General features: G+C 75.3%; 16 protein-coding genes. 6 read left to right on the forward strand and 10 right to left on the reverse strand.

What is annotated here, in order from left to right; translation table 11 throughout:
• Nucleotides 1–27: 27 nt before the first annotated feature.
• A complete protein-coding gene (locus ACI79P_RS04975) occupies nucleotides 28–1,047 on the reverse strand; it encodes a TAXI family TRAP transporter solute-binding subunit (RefSeq protein ID WP_456579919.1) in 1,020 nt (339 codons plus the stop codon).
• A 209-nt stretch (nucleotides 1,048–1,256) separates the two neighbouring features.
• Here ACI79P_RS04975 and ACI79P_RS04980 point away from each other — a divergent pair, with 209 nt between their 5' ends.
• The 3 genes from ACI79P_RS04980 to ACI79P_RS04990 all read left to right on the forward strand — a co-directional run bounded on the left by ACI79P_RS04980 (nucleotide 1,257) and on the right by ACI79P_RS04990 (nucleotide 4,045).
• On the forward strand, nucleotides 1,257–1,982 hold the full coding sequence (locus ACI79P_RS04980; RefSeq protein ID WP_456579920.1) for a GntR family transcriptional regulator: 726 nt from the start codon (nucleotides 1,257–1,259) through the stop codon (nucleotides 1,980–1,982).
• A 31-nt stretch (nucleotides 1,983–2,013) separates the two neighbouring features.
• Complete coding sequence (locus ACI79P_RS04985; protein WP_456579921.1) at nucleotides 2,014–2,769, forward strand: SDR family NAD(P)-dependent oxidoreductase; 756 nt, start codon at nucleotides 2,014–2,016, stop codon at nucleotides 2,767–2,769.
• Nucleotides 2,770–2,836: 67 nt separating this feature from the next.
• Nucleotides 2,837–4,045 (forward strand): MFS transporter, encoded by a 1,209-nt coding sequence (locus ACI79P_RS04990; protein WP_456579922.1) that lies wholly within the window; start codon nucleotides 2,837–2,839, stop codon nucleotides 4,043–4,045.
• 10 nt (nucleotides 4,046–4,055) lie between these two features.
• Here the strand turns inward: ACI79P_RS04990 and ACI79P_RS04995 are convergent, their stop codons facing one another.
• The 6 genes from ACI79P_RS04995 to ACI79P_RS05020 form a co-directional block, all read right to left on the reverse strand.
• Nucleotides 4,056–5,279: a CaiB/BaiF CoA transferase family protein gene (locus ACI79P_RS04995; RefSeq protein WP_456579923.1), complete on the reverse strand. Its 1,224-nt coding sequence runs from the start codon at nucleotides 5,277–5,279 to the stop codon at nucleotides 4,056–4,058.
• A 4-nt stretch (nucleotides 5,280–5,283) separates the two neighbouring features.
• Nucleotides 5,284–6,354: an acyl-CoA dehydrogenase family protein gene (locus ACI79P_RS05000; RefSeq protein ID WP_456579924.1), complete on the reverse strand. Its 1,071-nt coding sequence runs from the start codon at nucleotides 6,352–6,354 to the stop codon at nucleotides 5,284–5,286.
• Nucleotides 6,354–7,514, reverse strand: a complete 1,161-nt coding sequence (locus tag ACI79P_RS05005) for an acyl-CoA dehydrogenase family protein (protein WP_456579925.1) — start codon at nucleotides 7,512–7,514, stop codon at nucleotides 6,354–6,356. Before ACI79P_RS05005 ends, ACI79P_RS05000 begins: the two co-directional genes overlap by 1 nt.
• Nucleotides 7,515–7,627: 113 nt before the next feature.
• Nucleotides 7,628–7,930 (reverse strand): hypothetical protein, encoded by a 303-nt coding sequence (locus tag ACI79P_RS05010; protein WP_456579926.1) that lies wholly within the window; start codon nucleotides 7,928–7,930, stop codon nucleotides 7,628–7,630.
• Nucleotides 7,931–8,002: 72 nt separating this feature from the next.
• Nucleotides 8,003–10,246, reverse strand: a complete 2,244-nt coding sequence (locus ACI79P_RS05015) for a SpoIIE family protein phosphatase (protein ID WP_456579927.1) — start codon at nucleotides 10,244–10,246, stop codon at nucleotides 8,003–8,005.
• Between the two features lie 19 nt (nucleotides 10,247–10,265).
• The gene (locus ACI79P_RS05020; protein ID WP_456579928.1) at nucleotides 10,266–11,066 is read right to left on the reverse strand and encodes an alpha/beta fold hydrolase; all 801 of its coding nucleotides are present in this window, start codon (nucleotides 11,064–11,066) and stop codon (nucleotides 10,266–10,268) included.
• Nucleotides 11,067–11,333: 267 nt separating this feature from the next.
• Here ACI79P_RS05020 and ACI79P_RS05025 point away from each other — a divergent pair, with 267 nt between their 5' ends.
• Together ACI79P_RS05025 and ACI79P_RS05030 are read left to right on the forward strand one after the other, a co-directional pair.
• Entirely contained in the window at nucleotides 11,334–12,089 is a 756-nt protein-coding gene (locus tag ACI79P_RS05025) for a hemerythrin domain-containing protein (RefSeq protein ID WP_456579929.1), read from the forward strand.
• A 391-nt stretch (nucleotides 12,090–12,480) separates the two neighbouring features.
• Nucleotides 12,481–14,802 (forward strand): HelD family protein, encoded by a 2,322-nt coding sequence (locus ACI79P_RS05030; RefSeq protein ID WP_456579930.1) that lies wholly within the window; start codon nucleotides 12,481–12,483, stop codon nucleotides 14,800–14,802.
• Between the two features lie 85 nt (nucleotides 14,803–14,887).
• Here the strand turns inward: ACI79P_RS05030 and ACI79P_RS05035 are convergent, their stop codons facing one another.
• Genes ACI79P_RS05035 through ACI79P_RS05045 form a run of 3 tightly spaced genes read right to left on the reverse strand, consistent with a single transcriptional unit; the run spans nucleotide 14,888 to nucleotide 18,479 of the window.
• Nucleotides 14,888–16,117: a cytochrome P450 gene (locus tag ACI79P_RS05035; protein ID WP_456579931.1), complete on the reverse strand. Its 1,230-nt coding sequence runs from the start codon at nucleotides 16,115–16,117 to the stop codon at nucleotides 14,888–14,890.
• A gap of 38 nt (nucleotides 16,118–16,155) precedes the next feature.
• The gene (locus tag ACI79P_RS05040; protein ID WP_456579932.1) at nucleotides 16,156–17,778 is read right to left on the reverse strand and encodes an SIR2 family protein; all 1,623 of its coding nucleotides are present in this window, start codon (nucleotides 17,776–17,778) and stop codon (nucleotides 16,156–16,158) included.
• A gap of 41 nt (nucleotides 17,779–17,819) precedes the next feature.
• Nucleotides 17,820–18,479, reverse strand: coding sequence for a hypothetical protein (locus tag ACI79P_RS05045; RefSeq protein ID WP_456579933.1), 660 nt, complete (start codon nucleotides 18,477–18,479; stop codon nucleotides 17,820–17,822).
• A gap of 115 nt (nucleotides 18,480–18,594) precedes the next feature.
• Here ACI79P_RS05045 and ACI79P_RS05050 point away from each other — a divergent pair, with 115 nt between their 5' ends.
• Nucleotides 18,595–19,446: a DUF1206 domain-containing protein gene (locus ACI79P_RS05050; RefSeq protein WP_456579934.1), complete on the forward strand. Its 852-nt coding sequence runs from the start codon at nucleotides 18,595–18,597 to the stop codon at nucleotides 19,444–19,446.
• Nucleotides 19,447–19,458 lie beyond the last annotated feature (12 nt).

The following is a 19,458-nucleotide window of genomic DNA, read 5'->3' on the forward strand; positions in this document are numbered from 1 at the left end:
CCGGCAGCGCACGGGTCGGGCCGCCGGTCAGCCGACCGAGTCGAAGTAGGCCTGCGCGCCGGGGCAGGTCTCGATGAACCCGACCTCGTCGGCGGTCTCCGCGTTCAGCTCCTCGGCCGCCGGGTGCACGGTGAGCAGCTGCTCCTTGTTCTCGAAGATCGTGCGGGTGATCTCCTCCTGGAGGGCCTCGTCCATGTCGGAGCGGACGACGAGGATGTTCGGCGACACCACGTTGGGCACCGCCTCGTCCTGGCCCTCGTAGGTACCGGCCGGGATGTCCTCGGCGAAGTAGAAGTCGCCGTACTGCTCGGCGAGCGGGTCGGCGTACTCGCCCGTGGGGATGAGCACCAGGTCGCTGGTGCTCGCCAGGTCGACGATCGCACCGGTGGGCAGGCCGCCGGACCAGGCGCCGGCGTCCACCGTGCCGTCCTGGATGGCGGCCACCGTCTCGGCGACGCCGAGCTGGACCCGCTCGATGTCGGCCTGCGGGTCGATCCCGGCGGCCTCCATGATCCGGTCGGCGGTGACCTCGGAGGCCGAGCCGACGGCGCCGGGCGAGACGCGCTTGCCCGCCAGGTCCTCGATCGAGGTGATCCCCGTGTCGGCGGTCGTGAAGAAGTGGACGAAGTTGTTGTACGTGTTGCCCAGCGAGCAGATGTCCAGCGGCTCGGTGAAGGTGTTCTCCCCGTTCGCTGCGTCGGACACGACGTCGCCGAGCGCCAGGGCCATCTGGGCCTGATCGGTCTCGAGCAGCTTCATGTTGTCGACGGAGGCGTTCGTCTCCTGGACGGTGACCGTCAGGCCGGGGATCTCCGAGCTCAGCACGTTGGCCATGCCACCGCCGTAGGGGTAGTACACGCCGCCGGTGCCGCCGGTGGCGAAGGTGAGCTGCTCGTTGAACGTCTGCGCCTCACCCTCGCCGCCGCCGGAGGCCGTGTCGTCGGCCGAGTCGCCGCCGCACGCCGTGAGTGCCAGCGTGGTCGCCGCCCCCAGGGAGAGGAGGAGCCGCGACCGCTTGCCGGAGTGGGGGCCGGGAGTCGGGAGCATCGTGTGCCTTCCTGTCGGTGCCGACCCGGCGGTGGCCGGGGCACCGGATGCGGGACCTCCCGCATGCCGGCCCACCCGCTGCCGGAGGGGGCGTCAGCAACATGCTGTTGATGAGATCACAGGAGTGAAGCAGCTCACATTCGGCAGTGTCTACTGTTTACAGTGTCACGGGACGATGACATTTCCGAGCGTCGCGTGGAGGCCGGCCGATGTCCGACGCACTGCCCATCGCCGCCCTGCCCCTCCGCGAGCACGTGTACGAACGCCTCCAGGAGCTGCTCATCAGCAGGTCCCTGGCACCCGGCGACCACCTCGTCGAGGAGCGCCTCGCCGCGCAGCTCGGCGTCAGCCGCGGGCCGGTGCGCGAGGCGCTGCAGCGGCTGCACCGGGACGGCTGGATCACGCTGCGCCCCCGGCAGGGCGCGTTCGTCAACAAGCCCACCCGGCAGCAGGTCCACGAGTTCTTCGAGGCCCGCCAGCTGGTCGAGCGCGAGGCGGCGCACCTGGCCGCGGTGCGCCGCACCCCCGAGGACGCCGCCGAGCTGCTGAGGATCTGCGACCGCGCGGACGCCGACTGGCGGCGGGGAGTGCCCTCCCAGGAGATGGCGGCGCACACGGCGAGCTTCCACCGGGCGGTGCTCGTACACGCCCGCAACCACCTCCTGCTCCAGTTCGGCGAGCAGCTCTCCCACCGCAGCCGCTGGTTCTTCGCCCCCCTGGTCTCCTCCATCGCGCCGCGCGCCTGGCACGAGCACCGCCAGGTGGCCGAGCTGATCGCCGCGGGCGAGGCTGCCCGTGCGGCCGAGGCGATGCACCGGCACGTCGCGCTGTCGCGGAACTCCTACCTGGAGATCCACCCCGACGGCGACGTGCACGAGGCCGACCTCACCCCGGTGACCGCCACCGGAGCGCGCCCGGCCGACCCCGGCCGGTGACCGTCCCACCCCTCCTACGGAAGCAGGCCCCATGGCAACCACCCGTGTCGTCCTCGTCACCGGCTCCTCCAGCGGCATCGGCCGCGCCTGCGTCGCCGCCTTCCTCGCGCAGGGGGCGCGGGTGATCGCCGCCGCCCGGCGCACCGACCGGCTCGAGGAGCTGCAGGCCGAGCACGGGGACGCCGTCCTCCCGGTGGCGCTCGACGTGCGCGACCGGGCGCAGGTCGCCGAGGTGATCGGCTCGCTGCCCGACGGCTGGTCGCCGATCGACGTGCTGGTCAACAACGCCGGCCTGGCCCTGGGGAAGACGCCGCTGCACGAGGACGACCCGGACGACTGGGACCGGATGCTCGACACCAACGTCCGCGGGCTGCTGAACGTCTCGGGCGCCGTGCTGCCCGGCATGGTCGAGCGCGGTTCGGGCCACGTCATCAACATCGGGTCGAACGCCGGGCGCGAGGTCTACCCGGGCGGCGCCGTCTACTGCGCCACCAAGGCCGCCGTCGAGCGGATCACCCGGGGCATGCGCATGGACGTGCTGGGCAGCGGTGTCAAGATCAGCCAGGTCGACCCGGGCATGGTCGAGACCGAGTTCTCCGAGGTGCGCTTCCACGGCGACAAGGCGGCCGCGGCCTCGGTGTACGAGGGCGTCACGCCGCTGGCGGCCGCCGACATCGCCGACGTCGTCACCTGGGTGGCCGGCCAGCCGCCGCACGTGGTGATCGCCGACGTCCTCGTCTACCCGCTCGACCAGGCCGGCTCCGGCAAGATCGCCCGCCGGAAGTGAGCCCGCGCTGAGCCGCGGCGGGCGCACCGCGCCGGTCACCCGCCGCCGGGACTTCCCCGGCTGGCGCATGGTCTGGGCGCTCGCCGTCACCGAGACGGTCTCCTACGGCGTCCTCTACTACTCCTTCGCCGTCTTCCTCGTGCCGATGCGCGAGGAGCTGGACGCCTCCACCGCCCAGCTCTCGGGGGCGCTGACGCTGTCGCTCGCCCTGAGCGGGCTGGGCGCGGTCGTCGTCGGGCGGTGGCTGGACCGGTGGGGTGCGCGATGGGTGATGACCACCGGCAGCCTGCTGGGCGGCGCCTCGGTGCTCGCGTGGTCCCAGGCGCAGGACCTCCCGCAGCTGTACCTGGCGTTCGCCGGCATCGGGGTGGCCAGCGCCGCGGTGCTGTACGAGCCGGCGTACGCGGTCATCAACACCTGGTTCCGGCGGGACCGGCCGCGTGCCCTGCTGACGCTCACGGTGGTCGCCGGGTTCGCCTCGACGATCTTCCTGCCCACCTCCCAGCTCCTCATCGAGGGCGTGGGCTGGCGGCCGGCGCTGGTCGTCCTCGCCGCCGCCGTGGCGGCGTGCGCGCTGCCGCACGCGCTGGTGCTGCGCCGGTCGCCGGCCGACCTGGGCCTGCTGCCCGACGGTCGTGCGCACGACGACGCACCGCCCGCCCCCGCGCCGGCCGCGGCCGACGTCGACCTGTCGCCGTACCGCGGCCCGGGCGCCGCGTACCGGCGGCCCGCGGTGCGCTGGCTGACGCTGGCCGCCGCCCTGCAGATGGTGGCCAACGCGGCCGTGGCCGTGTTCCTCGTGGCCTACCTGCTCGAGGCCGGCGCACCCGCCGGGCTGGCCGCGGTGGCGGCCGGCGGGCTGGGCGCGCTGTCGGTGACCGGGCGGGTCGTCCTGACGGTGCTCGCCGCGCGGGTGGGGATCGGCCACGTGACGGCGGCGATGGTCCTCGGTCAGGCCGTCGGCGTCGCCGCGCTCTTCCTGCTGCCCCAGCCGGCGGCCACCGTGGTCTTCGTGCTGCTCTTCGGCGTCGGCTTCGGCGTCCTCAACATCGCCCGGCCCGCCCTGCTGGGGCAGTCCGTGCCCCAGCCGGTGTTCGCAGCCGTGTCGGGTCAGCAGGCGCTGGCGGTCCAGTTCGGCCGCGTCGTCGCGCCCGTCGCCGTGGGAGCGCTGATCACGACGGTGGGCTACGGCGCCGGGTTCACCGCGATCGCCGGCTGCGTGCTGGCCGCCGCCGTCCTGCTCGTCCTCTCCGACCGCGCGGCCGCCTCGTCGTAGGCGCCGCGGGTCAGGCGGGTGGGCCGGCGTGCGGCTCGCCGGCGGGGTGGTGCGGCCGGCCGGTCGCCGCCCGGATCGCGTCGTCGTCCAGCCCCACCGAGCGCAGCACCGGGTCGGAGTGCTCCCCGAGCGCGGGGGCCCCCGGGAGGTCCGGCGCACCGCTGCGGGAGAAGGTCCACGGCAGGCGGGCGTGCACGAGCGGCCCCTCGGTGGGGTGCTCGACGTCCTCGAACAGGCCCACCGCCGCGAGGTGCTCGTCGGCGAAGAGGTCCTCGATCGTGTGCACCGGCATCGCGGGGATCGCCTGCGCGCGCAGCAGCTCGATCCACTCGCCGGTCGTCCGCCGGGCGACCGCCTCCTCGACCAGCGCGTAGAGCTCGTCGATCCGCTTCGTCCGCCCCCGGATGCTGTGCAGCTCGGGATCGTCCGCGAGGTCCGGCCGGTCGATCAGCCGGAAGAAGGTGCGCCACTGGCCGTCGGTGTAGAGCAGCACCGAGATCGTGCCGTCGGCGGTGCGGTAGGGCTTGCGGTAGGGCGAGGCGGTGCGTGCGTACCCGGTGCCGCCGGTGCGCCCGGCGTAGACCCGCTGCCCCTGCTGCTCCATGAGCAGGAACGTCGCCATCGACTCGAACATCGGCACCTCGACCGCCTGGCCCTCGCCCGAGACGTCCCGCTCGTGCAGCGCGGCGAGGATCGCGGCCAGCGCCATGACGCCGACGGTCTTGTCCACCACCTGCGTCTTCACGTACTGCGGCTCCCCCGCGCCGCCCTGCACCGCCGCGATCCCCGAGACGCCCTGGACGACGTCGTCGTAGGCGGGCTCGTCCCGGTACGGGCCGGCCGAGCCGTAGCCGACGGCATGGCAGTACACCAGCCTCGGGTTGCGGGCCCGCACCGTGCCCGGGTCGATGCGCAGCTTGCGCATCGCGCCCGGGCGCATGTTGTGCAGGAAGACGTCGGCGGTGCCGACCAGCCGGTCCAGGGCGTCCCGGCCGGCCGCCGTCGCCAGGTCGAGGACGACGGACTCCTTGCCCCGGTTGAAGGTGAGGAAGGCCGGGCCCAGGCCGGAGCGCCGGTCGTCGGCCACGTACCGGATGATGTCGCCCTCGGGCGGCTCCACCTTGATCACCCGGGCGCCCATCTGCGCCATCAGCTCGGCGCAGTAGGGGCCGAGGAAGGTGGACGTCAGGTCCAGGACGGTGACGTCGGCCAGCGGGCCCCGCCCGGCGGACACCCGCTCAGACCGCCCGGGTGAGCGCCGGCCAGAACTCGTCCGGCCCACCGGCCAGCAGCCCCGACGCCAGCACCCGCGACCACACCAGCTCGCTGCCGGCCTCGTCCCGCCACGACCACAGCCGCCGGGTGAGGTGGTGCAGCTTGTGCTCCTGGGTGAACCCGATCGCCCCGTGCACCTGGTGCGCCAGCCGCGCCACCACCTCGACGGCGGCACCGGCCCGCACCTTCGCCGCCGCGGCGGCCAGCACGACGTTCTCACCCCGGTCCAGCGACTGCACCGCGGCGTCGGTCAGCGCCGTCACCGCCGTCACCTCACCGGCCATCTCCGCGAGCTCCATCTGGATGGCCTGGAACTTGCCCAGCGGACGGCCGAACTGGTGCCGCTCCCCCGCGTACTGCACGGTCCACGCCAGCACCTGCTCCAGCGCCGCCGCCAGCTGCACCGCGCGCGCCAGCGCGTACCGGGCGCGGAGCTCCTGCGCCTGGACCTCGGTCAGCAGCGCACCGGCGGTCCCGACCTGGTCCAGCACCAGCGACCCGCGCGGCTCACCGGCCAGGTTGAACGCGTCGGTCGCCGGCAGCGACGACGCATCGACCAGCGCGAGCACGGAACCCTCGATCCCCGCCGGGGCCGGCGCCAGGACGACGACGCGCCGCGCCGCTCCCGCCCACGCCACGTCGGTCACCGTGCCGTTGAGCGTGAACCGCCCCGGCCCGTCACCGTCGTCGACCGGGTGGACGGTCACCGAGTCCGCGATCGCGAAGGTCGTCGGCTCCTCCGGCGAGGGCAGCTCGAGGTCCGCGGCGAGCAGCGCCGGCCCCGCCACCAGCAGCTGCTCGGCGACCGGCACCGCCGCGGCACCGGCGGCGAGGGTGCGCACGATCGCCACCGCGTCGGCCAGCTCGCCACCCGAGCCACCGGCCTCCTCGGGCAGCCCGACCCCGGTCAGCCCGGCATCGGCCAGCGTCGACCACAGCCCGGCGTCCCAGCGCCGGTCCGCCGTCAGCACGAACGGTTCGAAGCCGCTCAGGATGTCCCTGACGGTCTCGATCACCAGGTCCTGGTCGGACATCAGCGCAGCCCCAATCCACGAGCCACGATCCCGCGAAGGATCTCGTTGGTCCCACCGCGCAGCGTGAAGCCCGGCTGGTGCAGCTGCGCCTCCGCCAGCGCCCGGGCCAGCGGGTCCGGCGAGTCCAGCGACGGGGTCACGTCGACGACCTTCCGGATCTCCTCGATGACGTCCGCCTCGAAGGTCGTCCCCACGTCCTTGACCAGCGCCGCCGGGATGTTGGGCAGCTCCCCGCGGTCCAGCGCCGCCGCGATCCGCAGCGACATCTGCCGCAGCGCCAGCAGCCGCGCCGAGAGGCGGCCGAGCACGGCCAGCTGCCCGGCATCTCCCGTCTCGGCGACCCGGCGCCCGAACTCGGCGACGAGGGGATATGTCGACAGGAACCGCTCGGGTCCCGACCGCTCGAACGCCAGCTCGGCCGTCACCTGGTGCCAGCCGTTGCCCTCGTCGCCCAGGAGCATGTCGCCGGGGACGACGACGTCCTCGAACACCACCTCGTTGAAGTGGTGGCCGCCGTCGAGGATGCGGATCGGGTTGATCGTGATGCCCGGCAGCGACAGGTCGATCAGCAGCTGCGACATGCCGGCGTGCCGGCTGGCGGGGTCCGCCGGCGAGGTGCGCACCAGCACGATCCCGTAGTGCGAGTGGTGCGCGTTCGACGTCCACACCTTCGCGCCGTTGACCACCCAGTCGCCGTCGCCGTTGCGGGTGGCCTTCGTGCGGATCGAGGCGAGGTCCGAGCCGGAGTCCGGCTCGCTCATCCCGATGACGAAGAAGCACTCGCCCGCGGCGATGCGCGGCAGGATCTCCTCGCGCTGCTTCTCGGTGCCGTAGGTCAGCAGGTTCGGCCCGGACTGCCGGTCGGCGATCCAGTGCGCCGCGACCGGCGCCCCGGCGGCCAGGAGCTCCTCGGTGACGGCGTAGCGCTCCATCGCCGAGCGCTCGTGCCCGCCGTACTTCTTCGGCCAGGTCATCCCGAGCCAGCCGCGCTCGCCCAGCTTCCTGGAGAACGCCGGGTCGACGCCGGACAGCCAGGTGTCGACGTGCGTCTGGAAGGTCCCGGCGGCCAGCTCGGCGGCGAGGAACTCGCGCACCTCCGCCCGGACCTGCTCCGCCGATTCGGACCGCGGAGCGGGCGCCAGTGTCAACGAGTTGCTCATGCGACTCCCTCGTGGGTGGCCGTGCTCACAGCCGTGCTCACAGCCGTTCTACAGGGCCGGTCCGGGAGCCGGATCGCCGGGTTCCCCACCGGCGGGCGCGGCCGGTCGGCGCCTCACCGTCCGGAGTCGTCGTCCCCGTCGCCGCGGGTGAGCTGGCGCAGCTCGGTGACGACGTCGGTGGCCACCGCGCCCAGCGACACCAGCGCGCCCGAGACCAGCCGCCGCACCCCCTGCACGTCCAGGCCCAGCGCCGCCCCGACACCCGAGCCCGCCTCCAGCCCGCCGAGCTCACCGGTGGCCGGCATCCGCTCCGCCAGCTCGGGCGACCAGCGCATCGCATCCCCCGACAACGTCCAGTCGCCGGTCGCGCCGTCGATCGCATCCGTGACCGGGTTCCCACGGGCCGATGAGTCCATCACCGCCTCCTCCGGGGTCGCCCACCCATGGTGACCCGAAACCGCGGTGTCCGGAAGGTGGTGACCCGCGTGTCAGGTGCGGGTCAGCGCCAGCAGGGCGATGTCGTCGGCCCGGTGCGCCCCGGTCAGCTCGCCCAGCAGCCGGTCGCACAGCTGCTCGGGGTCGCCCGCCCACGCCCGCCCCGCCACCTCGACCAGCCGGGCCAGCCCCGCGTCGATGTCGGCGCCCCGGCTCTCCACCAGCCCGTCGGTGAACAGCACCAGCGCCGCCCCCTCCGGCAGCACCCCCGACCACTCCTCGGCGGGCGCCGGCGGCGCACCGAGCATGCGGGTCGGCCGGACCGGGAGCAGCTCCGCCCGGCCGTCCGCGCACAGCAGCGGCGGCAGGTGCCCGGCAGAGGCGATCCGCAGCTCGCCCGACGCCGGGTCCAGCGTCGCGAACAGGGCCGTCGCCATCCGCTGCAGCTCGAACAGGTCCCAGTTCTGCTGCAGCCGCTCGATCAGCACGGCCGGCGAGGGCCGGTCGGCCGACATCGCGCGGGTCACGCTGCGCAGCTGCCCCATCGTCGCCGCGGCCGTGATGTCGTGGCCGACGACGTCCCCGACCGTCAGCCCGACCTGGTCACCGGGCAGCCGGACGACGTCGTAGAAGTCGCCGCCGACGTCCACGCCCTGCGTCGCCGCCAGGTACCGCACGGCCGTCGACAGCGCCGGGATGTCCGGGGGCGACGGCGGCAGCAGGCTGGCCTGCAGCGTGTGCGAGGTCCGCTCCTCGAACTCCAGGCGCAGCGCTTTGTCGACCACCTGCGACAGCTGGAGGGCCAGCTGCTCGGCCACCTCGACGTCGGCGGCGGTGAACGGCGCCCGGTCCCGGTCGGCCCCGAACGTCACCACGCCCAGCCGCCGGCCGTCCACGATCATCGGCACGCCGACCACACCGACCAGCTCCAGGTGCGCGACCACCTCCCGGAACGCGTCGTCGGGAGCGACCGCGTCGAGCACCGCCCGCGCCTCGTCCAGGTCGCGGATCCACTGGGTCCGGCCCTCGCGCAGCGCGCGCACCGAGGGGTGCTGCGGGGACCGCGCGGGCGGGTGGTTGCCGCGCAGCCGGTCCAGCACCGGCTGGCGGCCGGGGTCGCGGTGCCGCGCCACCGGCTGGTGCAGCCCCTGCTCGGTGACCATGTCGATCACGCAGACGTCGGCCAGCCGGGACACCACCAGCCCGGCCAGCCGGTGCACCGTCTCGGTCACGTCCCGGGCCTCGCTCATCAGCCGCGCCGCCTCGAGCAGGAACGCCGCGCGCTCGCCCTGCTGGCGGGTCTGCTCGTGCAGCCGCACCCGCTCCAGCGCCTGCCCGGCCTGCCGGCCGAGCGTCCACAGCAGGTCCACCTCGGCCGGGCTCAGCGGCCGGTGCTCCCCCGGCTCCTCCAGGCTGATCAGGTGGCCGCGGGCCGCCGCGCCGCGCGCCAGCACGAGCACCCCCAGCCGCTTGGAGTCCGCCGACACCGGGACGACGACGAGGTCGGTCAGCCCGTCGGCCGCCATCGTCGTCGCGAGCTCCGGCTGGTCGGTCCGCAGCCGGGCGTCCAGCACGATCGACCGCAACCCCTGCGCCAGCTCCAGGGCCAGCCGCCCACCGGCCGCGTCCCGCAGCCGCCGCAGCAGCTCGCGCGACACCCCCTCCGAGCGCACCGGCCGCAGGACCGGCAGCTCCTCGGCGTCCGCCTCGCCCTCTACCAGCACCAGCGCCGCCCCGCTGGCCCGCAGCGCCGCGCGCCCGCGCTGCACGATCACCGTCGCCACGTCCTCGGGCGTCGCCGCGGCCGCGAGGTCGAATACGACCTTCTGCACCACCCGCGACCGGGCCTCGGACTCCTCCGCCAGCCGCTGCGCCGCCAGCAGCTCCCGCTCGTAGCGGCGCCGCGCCGTCGCCTCGAACAGCGTCGCCCGCACCAGCAGCGGGGCACCGTCCTCGTCGCGCACCTCGACGGCGTTGAGCAGGCAGGGCAGCAGCGTGCCGTCGATCCGGGTGACGTCGATGGCGATCTCGCGCACCGCGCCCTGCATGCGCAGGAGCGGCACCAGGTGGGTGTTGTAGAAGACCCGGCCCCCGACGCTCAGCAGGTCCTGGAACCGGTGGTCGCGCAGCTCCTCCGGCGCCCGGCCGGTCCACGCGCAGAAGGTGCGGTTGACCTTCACGATCCGCCCGTCGGGCAGCGCGGAGAGGTACCCCATCGGCGCGTTCTCGTAGAGGTCGGCCGGGTCCTCGTCGAGCAGGCGGTCCAGCGGGCTGCCCCTGTCCTCCGGGCCGGTCACCGGACGCCGTCCGAGGCGGTCACGGCGTCAGGAATTCGCGGATGGCGGCCGTCGTCTCCTCCGGCGCGGACAGCTGCGGCACGTGACCGCTGGCCCGCATGCGCACGAGCACGCTGCCGGGGATCTGCCGGTGCACGTACTCACCGACGGTGTCGGGGGCGATCGCGTCGGCGCTGCACTGCAGCACCAGCGTGGGCAGCTCGATGCCGTGCAGGTCGTCGCGGTTGTCCGACAGGAAGGTGACCCGCGCGAACTGCCGTGCGATGTGCGGGGCGGTCCGGCAGAAGCTGTTGGTGAGCTCCTCGGCCAGCTCCGGCCGGTCCGGGTTGCCCATGATCACCGGGGCCATCTGCGCCGACCAGCCCAGGTGGTTGCTGTCGAGCGCGTCGAGCAGGCCGGCGACGTCGCTGCGGCTGAACCCGCCGACGTAGCCCTCGTCGTCGACGTACCGCGGGCTGGGGCCCACCATGACCATCGCGCCGAACACCTCCGGCGCCCGGTGGTAGGCCAGCACGCCGATCATGGCGCTCACCGAGTGACCGACGAAGACGACGTCGGTGAGGCCGAGCTCGCAGAGGATCTCGACGACGTCGGAGGCGTACCCGTCGAGCGAGTCGTACTTCTCGGGGTCGTACGCCGAGAGGTCCGACTGCCCCGATCCGACGTGGTCGAAGAGCACCACGCGGTGGTCGACGGCGAAGTCCGGGGCGACGAGCCGCCACAGCGTCTGGTCGCAGCCGAAGCCGTGCGCGAACACCATCGGCCGCCCGTCGGGCAGGCCGCTGACGTTCACCCGGTTCCGTGTGACGACGCTCCCCACGGACCCGACCGTAGTGGAACCGACGCCCGCCGTGGTCGATCCGCGCGATCGCTGCGGAACCGTTCCGCCCTGATCCGCCGCACCGCCGGTCACCCCGGGTGACCTCGGGACGACGGAGTGCCGCGCGCCGCCGTACGGCCGCCGGACCGCGTGCCCCGCCCGGAAAACGGCTGTCGACGCCGTCCCGGGCGGCCCTACCCTCCGCGGCATCCTGCGCTCCGGCCGATCCCGGAGCACCGGCCCGAGCCGCTGAACGAGGTGCGCGCCATGACCGCTACCGCGGTCCTTCCCCCCACCGTCCCGCACCCGCGGCGCCCGGCCGAGCCGGCGCCCCCCGCCGCGACCGCCCCCTCCTCCGGCCGGGCCGCGGACTACCAGCGGGTGCTGCACCAGCTCGTGCGCCGCGAGCTGCGCACGCTGGCCGACGTCGCCACCTGGGCGCCCGACGGCGAGTGCGCCCGCACCGGGGTGCTCACCTCCCACGCCGGGCTCGTGGCCCGGCTGCTGCTGCACCACCACGCCGTCGAGCGGGACGCCGTCTGGCCCGCGCTGCTGCGCAGCGCGCCGGAGTCCGCCCTCCCCGCCGTGACCGCCGCCGTCGCCACCTGGACCGCCTTGTGCACGGGCATCGACGCCGCGCTGCGCGACCTGGACACCGCGGCCCGCCAGTGGGCCTGCTCGGGCAGCGGCCGGGCCCGGGAGACCTTCGCCCGCGCCTGCCGGCGGCTGGCCGACGACGTCGAGGCGCAGACCGCCGAGGAGGAGGCGACCCTCCTCCCGCTGCTCGACGCCCACCTGACCGACGCCGGGTGGGCGTCCGTGGTGCGCACCGCGCGCTGCGGGCTCTCCACGCGGCAGCGGCTGCTCGTGCTGGGGCTGGCCCTCGAGGACTGCAGCGCGGCCGACCGCGCCCGCATGCTCGACGGCGTCCCGCGCGGCACGCGGCTCGCCTGGCGGCTCTACGGCGGGGGCCGCTACCGCGCCGCCGTCGTCCGGCTGCGCGGCGCCCCGCCCGCCGCCTGAACCGCTACCCGCTCAATAGCGGGACGTCCCGCAGTCGCGGCAGCGCTTCCGGGCGCTCATCTCGCGCCCGTGGCAGTTGTCGCAGACCCAGGTGGTCCGCTCCTTCGTCGCCGTGCTCATCGCTGGCCCTCCCCTCGTCGTCGTGCCGACGACGCTAGGAGGCCGATGTGACGTGGAGGTGTCCACAGAGTTGCGATGGAGCGCGAACTAATCTGGCCTGCCCCACGTCCGCCGGCCCCGCGGCGGCGCCCGCTGCCGCAAGCCTCTCCGCGGGGCGCCGGTGCGCGCGGCACGGTGCGCTTCCGCCCTGGTCGGGCGCAGAATGAGGAGTTGCCCTGAACGGCACGACGCACAGGACGTGCACCACCACCGCGACGAGAAGGCGGAGAGCGTGACGACAGTTCGTGCCGACGGGTCCCTCGACGCCGAGATCGCGGCGGAGCAGACCTACGTCAGCGGGCTGCACGGCCGGCTCGACGAGGTGCGCGCCCGCACGGTCGCCCGGCTCGACGAAGCCCTGGCGACCGTGCCGCACAACCCGCAGGCCGTCGGCGAGCGCGAGGCCGCGGTCGAGATGTACGCCCAGCGGATCGTGGCGCTCGACGCGGCCGACAGCGGGCTCTGCTTCGGCCGCCTCGACCGGCACGGCAGCGACGTCCCGCGGTACGTCGGCCGGATCGGCCTGAACGCCGAGGACGGCCGCGAGGAGCCCCTGCTGGTCGACTGGCGCGCCCCGGCGGCGCAGCCGTTCTACACCGCCACGCCCCTGCACGACCTCGGGGTCCGGCGCCGCCGGCACATCCGCACCCGCGGGCGCACCGTCGTCGGCGTCACCGACGAGACCCTCGACCTCTCCGACCCCGACCTCGCCCAGCGCTCCGGGTTGGCCGGCGAGTCGGTGCTGCTGGCGGCGCTCAACGCCAACCGCACGGGGCGGATGAACGACATCGTCCGCACCATTCAGGCCGAGCAGGACCGCATCATCCGGGCCGACCACCGCGGCGTCCTGGTCGTCCAGGGCGGCCCCGGCACCGGCAAGACCGCCGTCGCCCTGCACCGCGCGGCCTACCTGCTCTACACCCACCGCGAGCGGCTGGCCCGCAGCGGCCTGCTCATCGTCGGCCCCTCCCCCACCTTCCTCGGCTACATCGCCGACGTGCTCCCCTCCCTCGGGGAGACCGGGGTGGTGCTCGCCGACATGGGCGGGCTGCGCCCGGGGGTGCAGGCGCACGCGGCCGAGGCGCCGGAGGTCGCCGAGGTCAAGGGACGGCTGGCGATGGTCGACGTCGTCACCGCGGCGGTCCGCAACCGCCAGGCGGTTCTCGACGGGCCCGTCGCGCTGACCGTCGACGGGACGCCGCTGCGCTTCACCAAGGCCGACGCCGCCCGCGCCCGCAGCCGCGCCCGGTCCGTCTCCCGGCTGCACAACGAGGCCCGGCCGGCGTTCGTGCGCGCGGTCATCGACCTGGTCGCCGGCAAGTACGCCGACAAGCTCGGCGCCGACGTCCTGGACGGCGGGAACCTCCTCGGCCAGGGGGATCTCGCTGCGCTGCGCCAGGAGGTCGCCGCCGAGCCCGCGGTGCACGCCCTCGTCGAGCGGCTGTGGCCCCGGCTCACCGCCGAGCGCCTGCTGCGCGACCTCTTCGCCGACCGCCGGCGCATCGTGGCGGCCACCCGCGGCTGGTCCGAGGCCGACCGCGAGCTGCTGCTGCGGCCGCCGTCGGCGCCCTGGACGCCGGCCGACGTGCCCCTCCTCGAGGAGGCCGACGAGCTGCTCGGGGTCGACGACAGCGCCGAGCGGGCAGCGGCCCGCCGGGAGCGGCAGCGCCGGCTGCGGCACGCGCAGGAGACCCTCGACCTGCTGCACGGCTCCCGCTCGACCGACTGGGAGACCGAGGAGGAGTCCGAGGAGCTCTCCGCCGGCGACCTCCTGGACGCGGAGGGCCTCGCCGAGCGCCAGGAGGAGCGGGACAGCCGGTCGACGGCGCAGCGCGCCGCCGCGGACCGCACCTGGACCTACGGGCACGTCATCGTCGACGAGGCGCAGGAGCTCTCGGCCATGGCCTGGCGGGTGCTGCTGCGCCGCTGCCCCACCCGGTCGATGACCCTGGTCGGCGACGTGGCGCAGACCGGCTCGGCCGCCGGCGCCAGCAGCTGGGCGGAGGTGCTCGAGCCCGCGCTCGGGCCGCGGGACCTGCGGGGCTGGCGCCTGGAGGAGCTCACCGTCAACTACCGCACACCCGCGGAGATCATGGACGTCGCCGCGGACGTGCTCGCCGCCGGAGGGGCCGCCACCACGGCCGGCCGGTCGGTGCGCTCCACCGGTGAGCGGCCGTGGGCGCGCGCGGTCACCGAGGAGGAGCTGGTGGGCGCCGTCGCCGAGGCCGCGGCCGAGCTCGACCGTGAGGAGGGCACCCTCGGCGTGGTCGTGCCGCGCAGCCGGCTGGCCGCCGTCACCGCCGCCGTGCGCGCCCGGGTCCCCGCGGCGTCCGCGGACGGCGACCTGACCGCCGGCCCCGTGGTGCTCACCCCTGAAGGCAGCAAGGGCCTGGAGTTCGACTCGGTGCTCGTCGGCGACCCGGTCGGGATCCTCACCGAGGGCGTGCGCGGCCACAACGACCTCTACGTCGCGCTCACCCGGGCCACCCAGCGGCTCGGCGTGGTGCACGCCGACGAGCTGCCCCCGGAGCTCAAGCGGCTCGACCCCTGCTGACCGGCCGGCCGGGTGCCGGTCCGGCGGCAGTCCCGCTCTGCCCACGCCGGCGGGGCAGAGAGCGACTGCCCGCCGGAGAAGTACCTCAGGCCCCGCCGCGCACCCGCAGCCGCACGCCGCTCCTCGGCTTGGCCGGGATGCGGTGCAGCGCGATGGTGAGGTCCTGCTCGGGCACCTCGTAGTCCAGCCGCGCCAGGCGGGCGGCGAGCGCCGAGAGCAGCGCGACGGTGATCTGCTCGCCCGGGCAGCGGTGGTTCGTGCGCGGGTCCCCCCCGCCCTGCGGCACCAGCTCCCACTGACCGATCTCGCGGTCGAGGAACCGCTCGGGCCGGAAGGCGTACGGGCTGTCCCAGAGCGCCGGGTCGTGGTTCTGCCCGTACAGGTCGAGCAGCACCATGGCGTTCTCCGGGATCTCCACGCCGTCGAACTCCCTGCGCGCCGGCGACCGGCCGCCGATGAAGGGCGCGAACGGGTAGAACCGCCGCACCTCGTGCGCCCACGCCTCGGCGAACGCCGGGTCGCCGCTCGCCAGCTTCTCCCGGTTGCCCGGCCAGCGGATCAGCGCGTGACCCGAGAAGGCCATGAACCAGGCGACCGCCGTCGTCGGGCGGATGATGTTGAGCAGCTCCACCGCCGCCACGTTCGCCGGGAGCTGGGTGCCGTCGGCGTCCCGGTGCCCCGACACCACGTCGACCGCCGACCCCTCCTCGACCCGGGTCCGCCCGCTCCGCACGTCCTGGACCAGCTGCGTCAGCCACCTCTCCCGGCGGCCGCGGGCCCGGCGGGCCCGGAAGTGGCGGGGGCCCCCGGTGGCGAAGCCGTCGACCAACGCCACCAGGTCGCGCGCGAGGTCGCGCACCTCGTCGTCGCGCACCGGCAGGCCGGCCCAGCGCGCCACGGAGCCGGCCAGCACGCGGCTCGACTCGTCGAACAGCACGATCTCGGGACGGCGGGACCACTCCGGCACCGCGGCGTCCCAGGCGGCCGTGGTGCGCTCCACGAGCGACGCGATGCCGTCCTCGCGCATGAGCAGGGCGACGAACATCGCCTTGCGCACCCGGTGCATCTCACCGTCGAGCGTGTGCACCGCCCCCTTGCCGAAGAGCGTCCCCTGCACCGGCTCGGGGATGGCGTGCGCGCGGCGCACGTGGTCCTCGTCGTAGAGGTAGCGCGCCGCGTCGGGGCCCTCGATGCCGACCGCGGGCATGCCACCGAGCCGCACCCCCACCGCGTGCCTGCCGGCCCGCCGGCGCTCGTCGGGCAGCCAGGCGTAGCCCTTGGACAGCAGTTTCAGGCTGTTCTCCAGACGAGGCATGGACGGTGCCGTGCCCATCCGCGCAGGCGGGCAACCGCTCAACCCGGTCGCTGCTCCTGGGTCCGGTCGTCACGGGGGCGGGTGGCGACGTCCGCGGGCGGGTCCTCCCCGTCGGCGGCCGAGCTGCCGTGGCCCAGCCGGCGCAGCAGGTCGGCGACCTCCTGCCCGACCGTGGAGGAGGCGTCCTCGGGCAGCGCCTCCGCGACGCCGGCCAGCGCCTCGGCCAGCGCCCGCTCCTCGTCGTTGAGCAGCCCGCGGTACGCCGGGTCGAGCAGGTAGCCGGTGGGCGGCGTGGAGAGGCAGCCGATGAGGTCCAGCAGCACCTCCAGCCGGCGCGCGGCCTCGGCGGGCGATCCGTCCGCGGGGCTCATCGCCACCGTCTCGACGTCCTGCTCCCACAGCCGGGCGCGGGCCGGGTCCTCCCGCAGCGCGAGCACCGTCCCGGTGCGCCGGGCGATCCCCGGGCCCTGCGTCTGCAGCGCGGTGCGCACCTGGTGGGCGATCCGGATCAGATCGTCGTCGAGCATGGAGGTGCCGACGAACAGCACGTGCCGGGTGAGCAGCAGCGAGTGCAGCACCCCGGCCAGCGCGGCGCCGGTGTTGCCGAACTGCAGGTACTCCTCGCGCGTCAGCACCACGCTCTCCGGGTGGGCGGCGTCGCCGTGCAGCTTGAGCAGCCACGGCGCCCCCGGCCGGGCCTCCTCGTGCGGCAGCACCGTCACCTGCCGGCCGATGTCACCGGCGGCCAGCTCCACCAGCGGGTCGTAGTTGGTGGTGACGAACTCCTGCACGGGGAGGTCGGCGATCAACGCGTGCGCCAAGGCGTAGGGCCCCGGGCCGAAGCGCTCCTCGACGAACGCCGCCAGCTCCGCCGACCCCAGCTCGCGGGCCAGCAGCGCCGCCGAGTCCTGCGCCGGCAGCCGGGAGAGCCCTGCGCGCAGCGCGTCGTCCAGGCCCGACCGGGTCGCCAGCTCGTCGACCAGCTGCTCCCAGGTGGGCAGCCCCGCCGCCGCGCTGACCCCCGCGCCGATGAAGAGCGCCAGCTGCCCCCGGCGGGCCCGCTCACCCAGGTCCACGGCGAGCTCCCGCAGGTGCGCGGGCAGGTCCCAGCCGCCCTCCTCGCCGCGCCGCACGCGCTGGGCGGCGGCGAGGTCGCTGGGCCGGCGCAGCACGAGGGCGACGTCGAAGCCGTGCTCGTCGGCGGCCTCGCGCAGCACCGGCAGCAGCTGCTGCAGCAGCGCCCCGCGCTCGCCGGCGGCGCCGCCCCAGCCGGTGCCCAGCGCCGGCAGCCCGACCAGCCGCCGCGCGCGCTCGTGCACCGGCCGGCGCACCTCCCGCCGGGCGACCGCGGCCAGCGCCTCGCGCGCTCCGTCGAGCAGCCACGACAGGCCGTGGCTCCCCGTGCCGTCGGCGCCCCCGTCGACGGTGTCGACCAGCCACGCGCGCCGCGGGCCGTCGCCGGGCACCTCGATCACCCGCTCGTCCCCCGACCAGGACAGGGCGATGCAGTCGCCGTCGGCCCCCCGGTCGGTGATCAGCTCGTCGGGCAGCAGGGAGCACCAGCCGCGGGCCACCCGCAGCGCGCGGTCGGTGGGCACCAGGACGTCGTCGCACGACAGCCTCGTCAGGTCCGCCCCGGCGACGAAGACGTGTCCGCTCACGGGCGGGCCCATACCCAGGGCCCGCCGACCATGCGCTCCGGTCAGGCCCCGCAGCCGCCGGCGCCGCAGGCGCACCCGCCGCAGCCGCCGCCGGCCGGCGCCGGGGCGGGCGTGGCGGCCACCGTGCGCAGGTTCGCCGCGCCGACGAGCAGCGGCACCCCGAGCACCGCGACGGCCAGCGCGGCCACCACGGTGGCGACGTCGGCGGCCCGGTCGAAGCCCTGGACCACACCCGTGACCACCAGCAGGGCGGTGACCAGCAGCGTCCACACCAGCAGCGCCAGGCCGCCGCGCCGCGCCGCCCCGCCCCGGCCCAGCAGGCCGAGGGAGGTGACCAGCAGCAGCAGCGGGACGCCGACGAGGAGGACCGTCGCGGACAGCGAGGCCGAGGCGACGGCGACGACGAGAGCCGCGGCACCCGCCACGACGGCGACGCTGCCGAGCGACCGCGCCCGCCCGGCGACCTCGCCGGGGAGCGCACCCGAGCGGGCACCGCGCAGCAGCACCGTGCCGCGCGCGGCCAGGAACGCCCCGAGGGAACCGAGGAGCAGGCGGGCGCCGGCGTCCCAGATCACGGCGACCACCGCGACGGCGATCATGGCCACGCCCAGGGCCAGCCACCGGGGCCAGGTGCGGCGGGCGACCTCCGGGGTCGCCGCGCTGACCGTGCCGGCCGAGAGGATTCCGGTTCCGTTCGCCACCCGCCCAGTGTCCCTCACGCCGCGCGCCCGGTGGGGAGGCACCGGGACGTGCGCCGTGCCACGCTGATCATCTCCGCGCCCCCGCGGCCGGGACCGAGATCAGGAAGGCACCACCATGAGCGTGCAGGGCAGTGCCCGGTCGGCCGCCGGTGCGGCCGGGCGGGCCGGGAACAGCGACGGTCTCGAGCACCTGGCCCGCATCGGGCTGATCGCCTACGGGCTCGTGCACGTGCTCATCGCCTGGCTGGCGCTTCAGCTGGCGTGGGGCCGAGCCGGGCAGGAGGCCGACCAGTCGGGGGCGCTGGCCACGCTCGCCCAGCAGCCGCTGGGCAAGCCGCTGCTGTGGGTGCTCGCGGTGGGGTTGTTCGCGCTGGCGCTCTGGCAGGCCGCCGAGATCCTCCGGTGGCGGCACGGCTGGTCGGCGTCGGGCGACGCCCGCAAGCGGGCGGTGGAGAAGACGGTGAAGGCGGCGGCCAAGGCGGTCGTCTACGCCGCCCTCGCCGTGCTCGCCATCCGGTTCGCCACGGGAGGCGGGCAGTCCAGCGGCGGGGCCCAGCAGCAGCAGGCCACCGCGGGCGTCTTCGGCTGGCCCGCCGGCCGCTGGCTGGTCGGCGCGGCGGGGCTGGCCGTCGTGGCCGTCGCGATCTACCTGGTGCACAAGGGCGTCACCAAGCGGTTCCTCAAGGAGATCGACCTCACCGACTGCTCCTCCTCGGCCCGGCGGCTGGTCACCCGGCTCGGCCAGGTCGGCTTCCCCGCGAAGGGGGTCGCCCTCGGGCTGGTCGGCGGGCTGCTGGTCTGGGCGGCGGTCACCGTCGACCCCGACAAGGCCGCCGGCCTGGACGGCGCCCTGCAGACCGTGCTCACCGCACCCGCCGGGCCGGTGCTGCTGACGCTGATCGCCGTCGGGATCGCCGCATTCGGCGCCTACTGCTTCGTCCGCGCCCGGTACCCCGAGCGCACGTGACGGCCCCGCTCC

Source organism: Blastococcus sp. SYSU DS0510 (assembly GCF_054050835.1).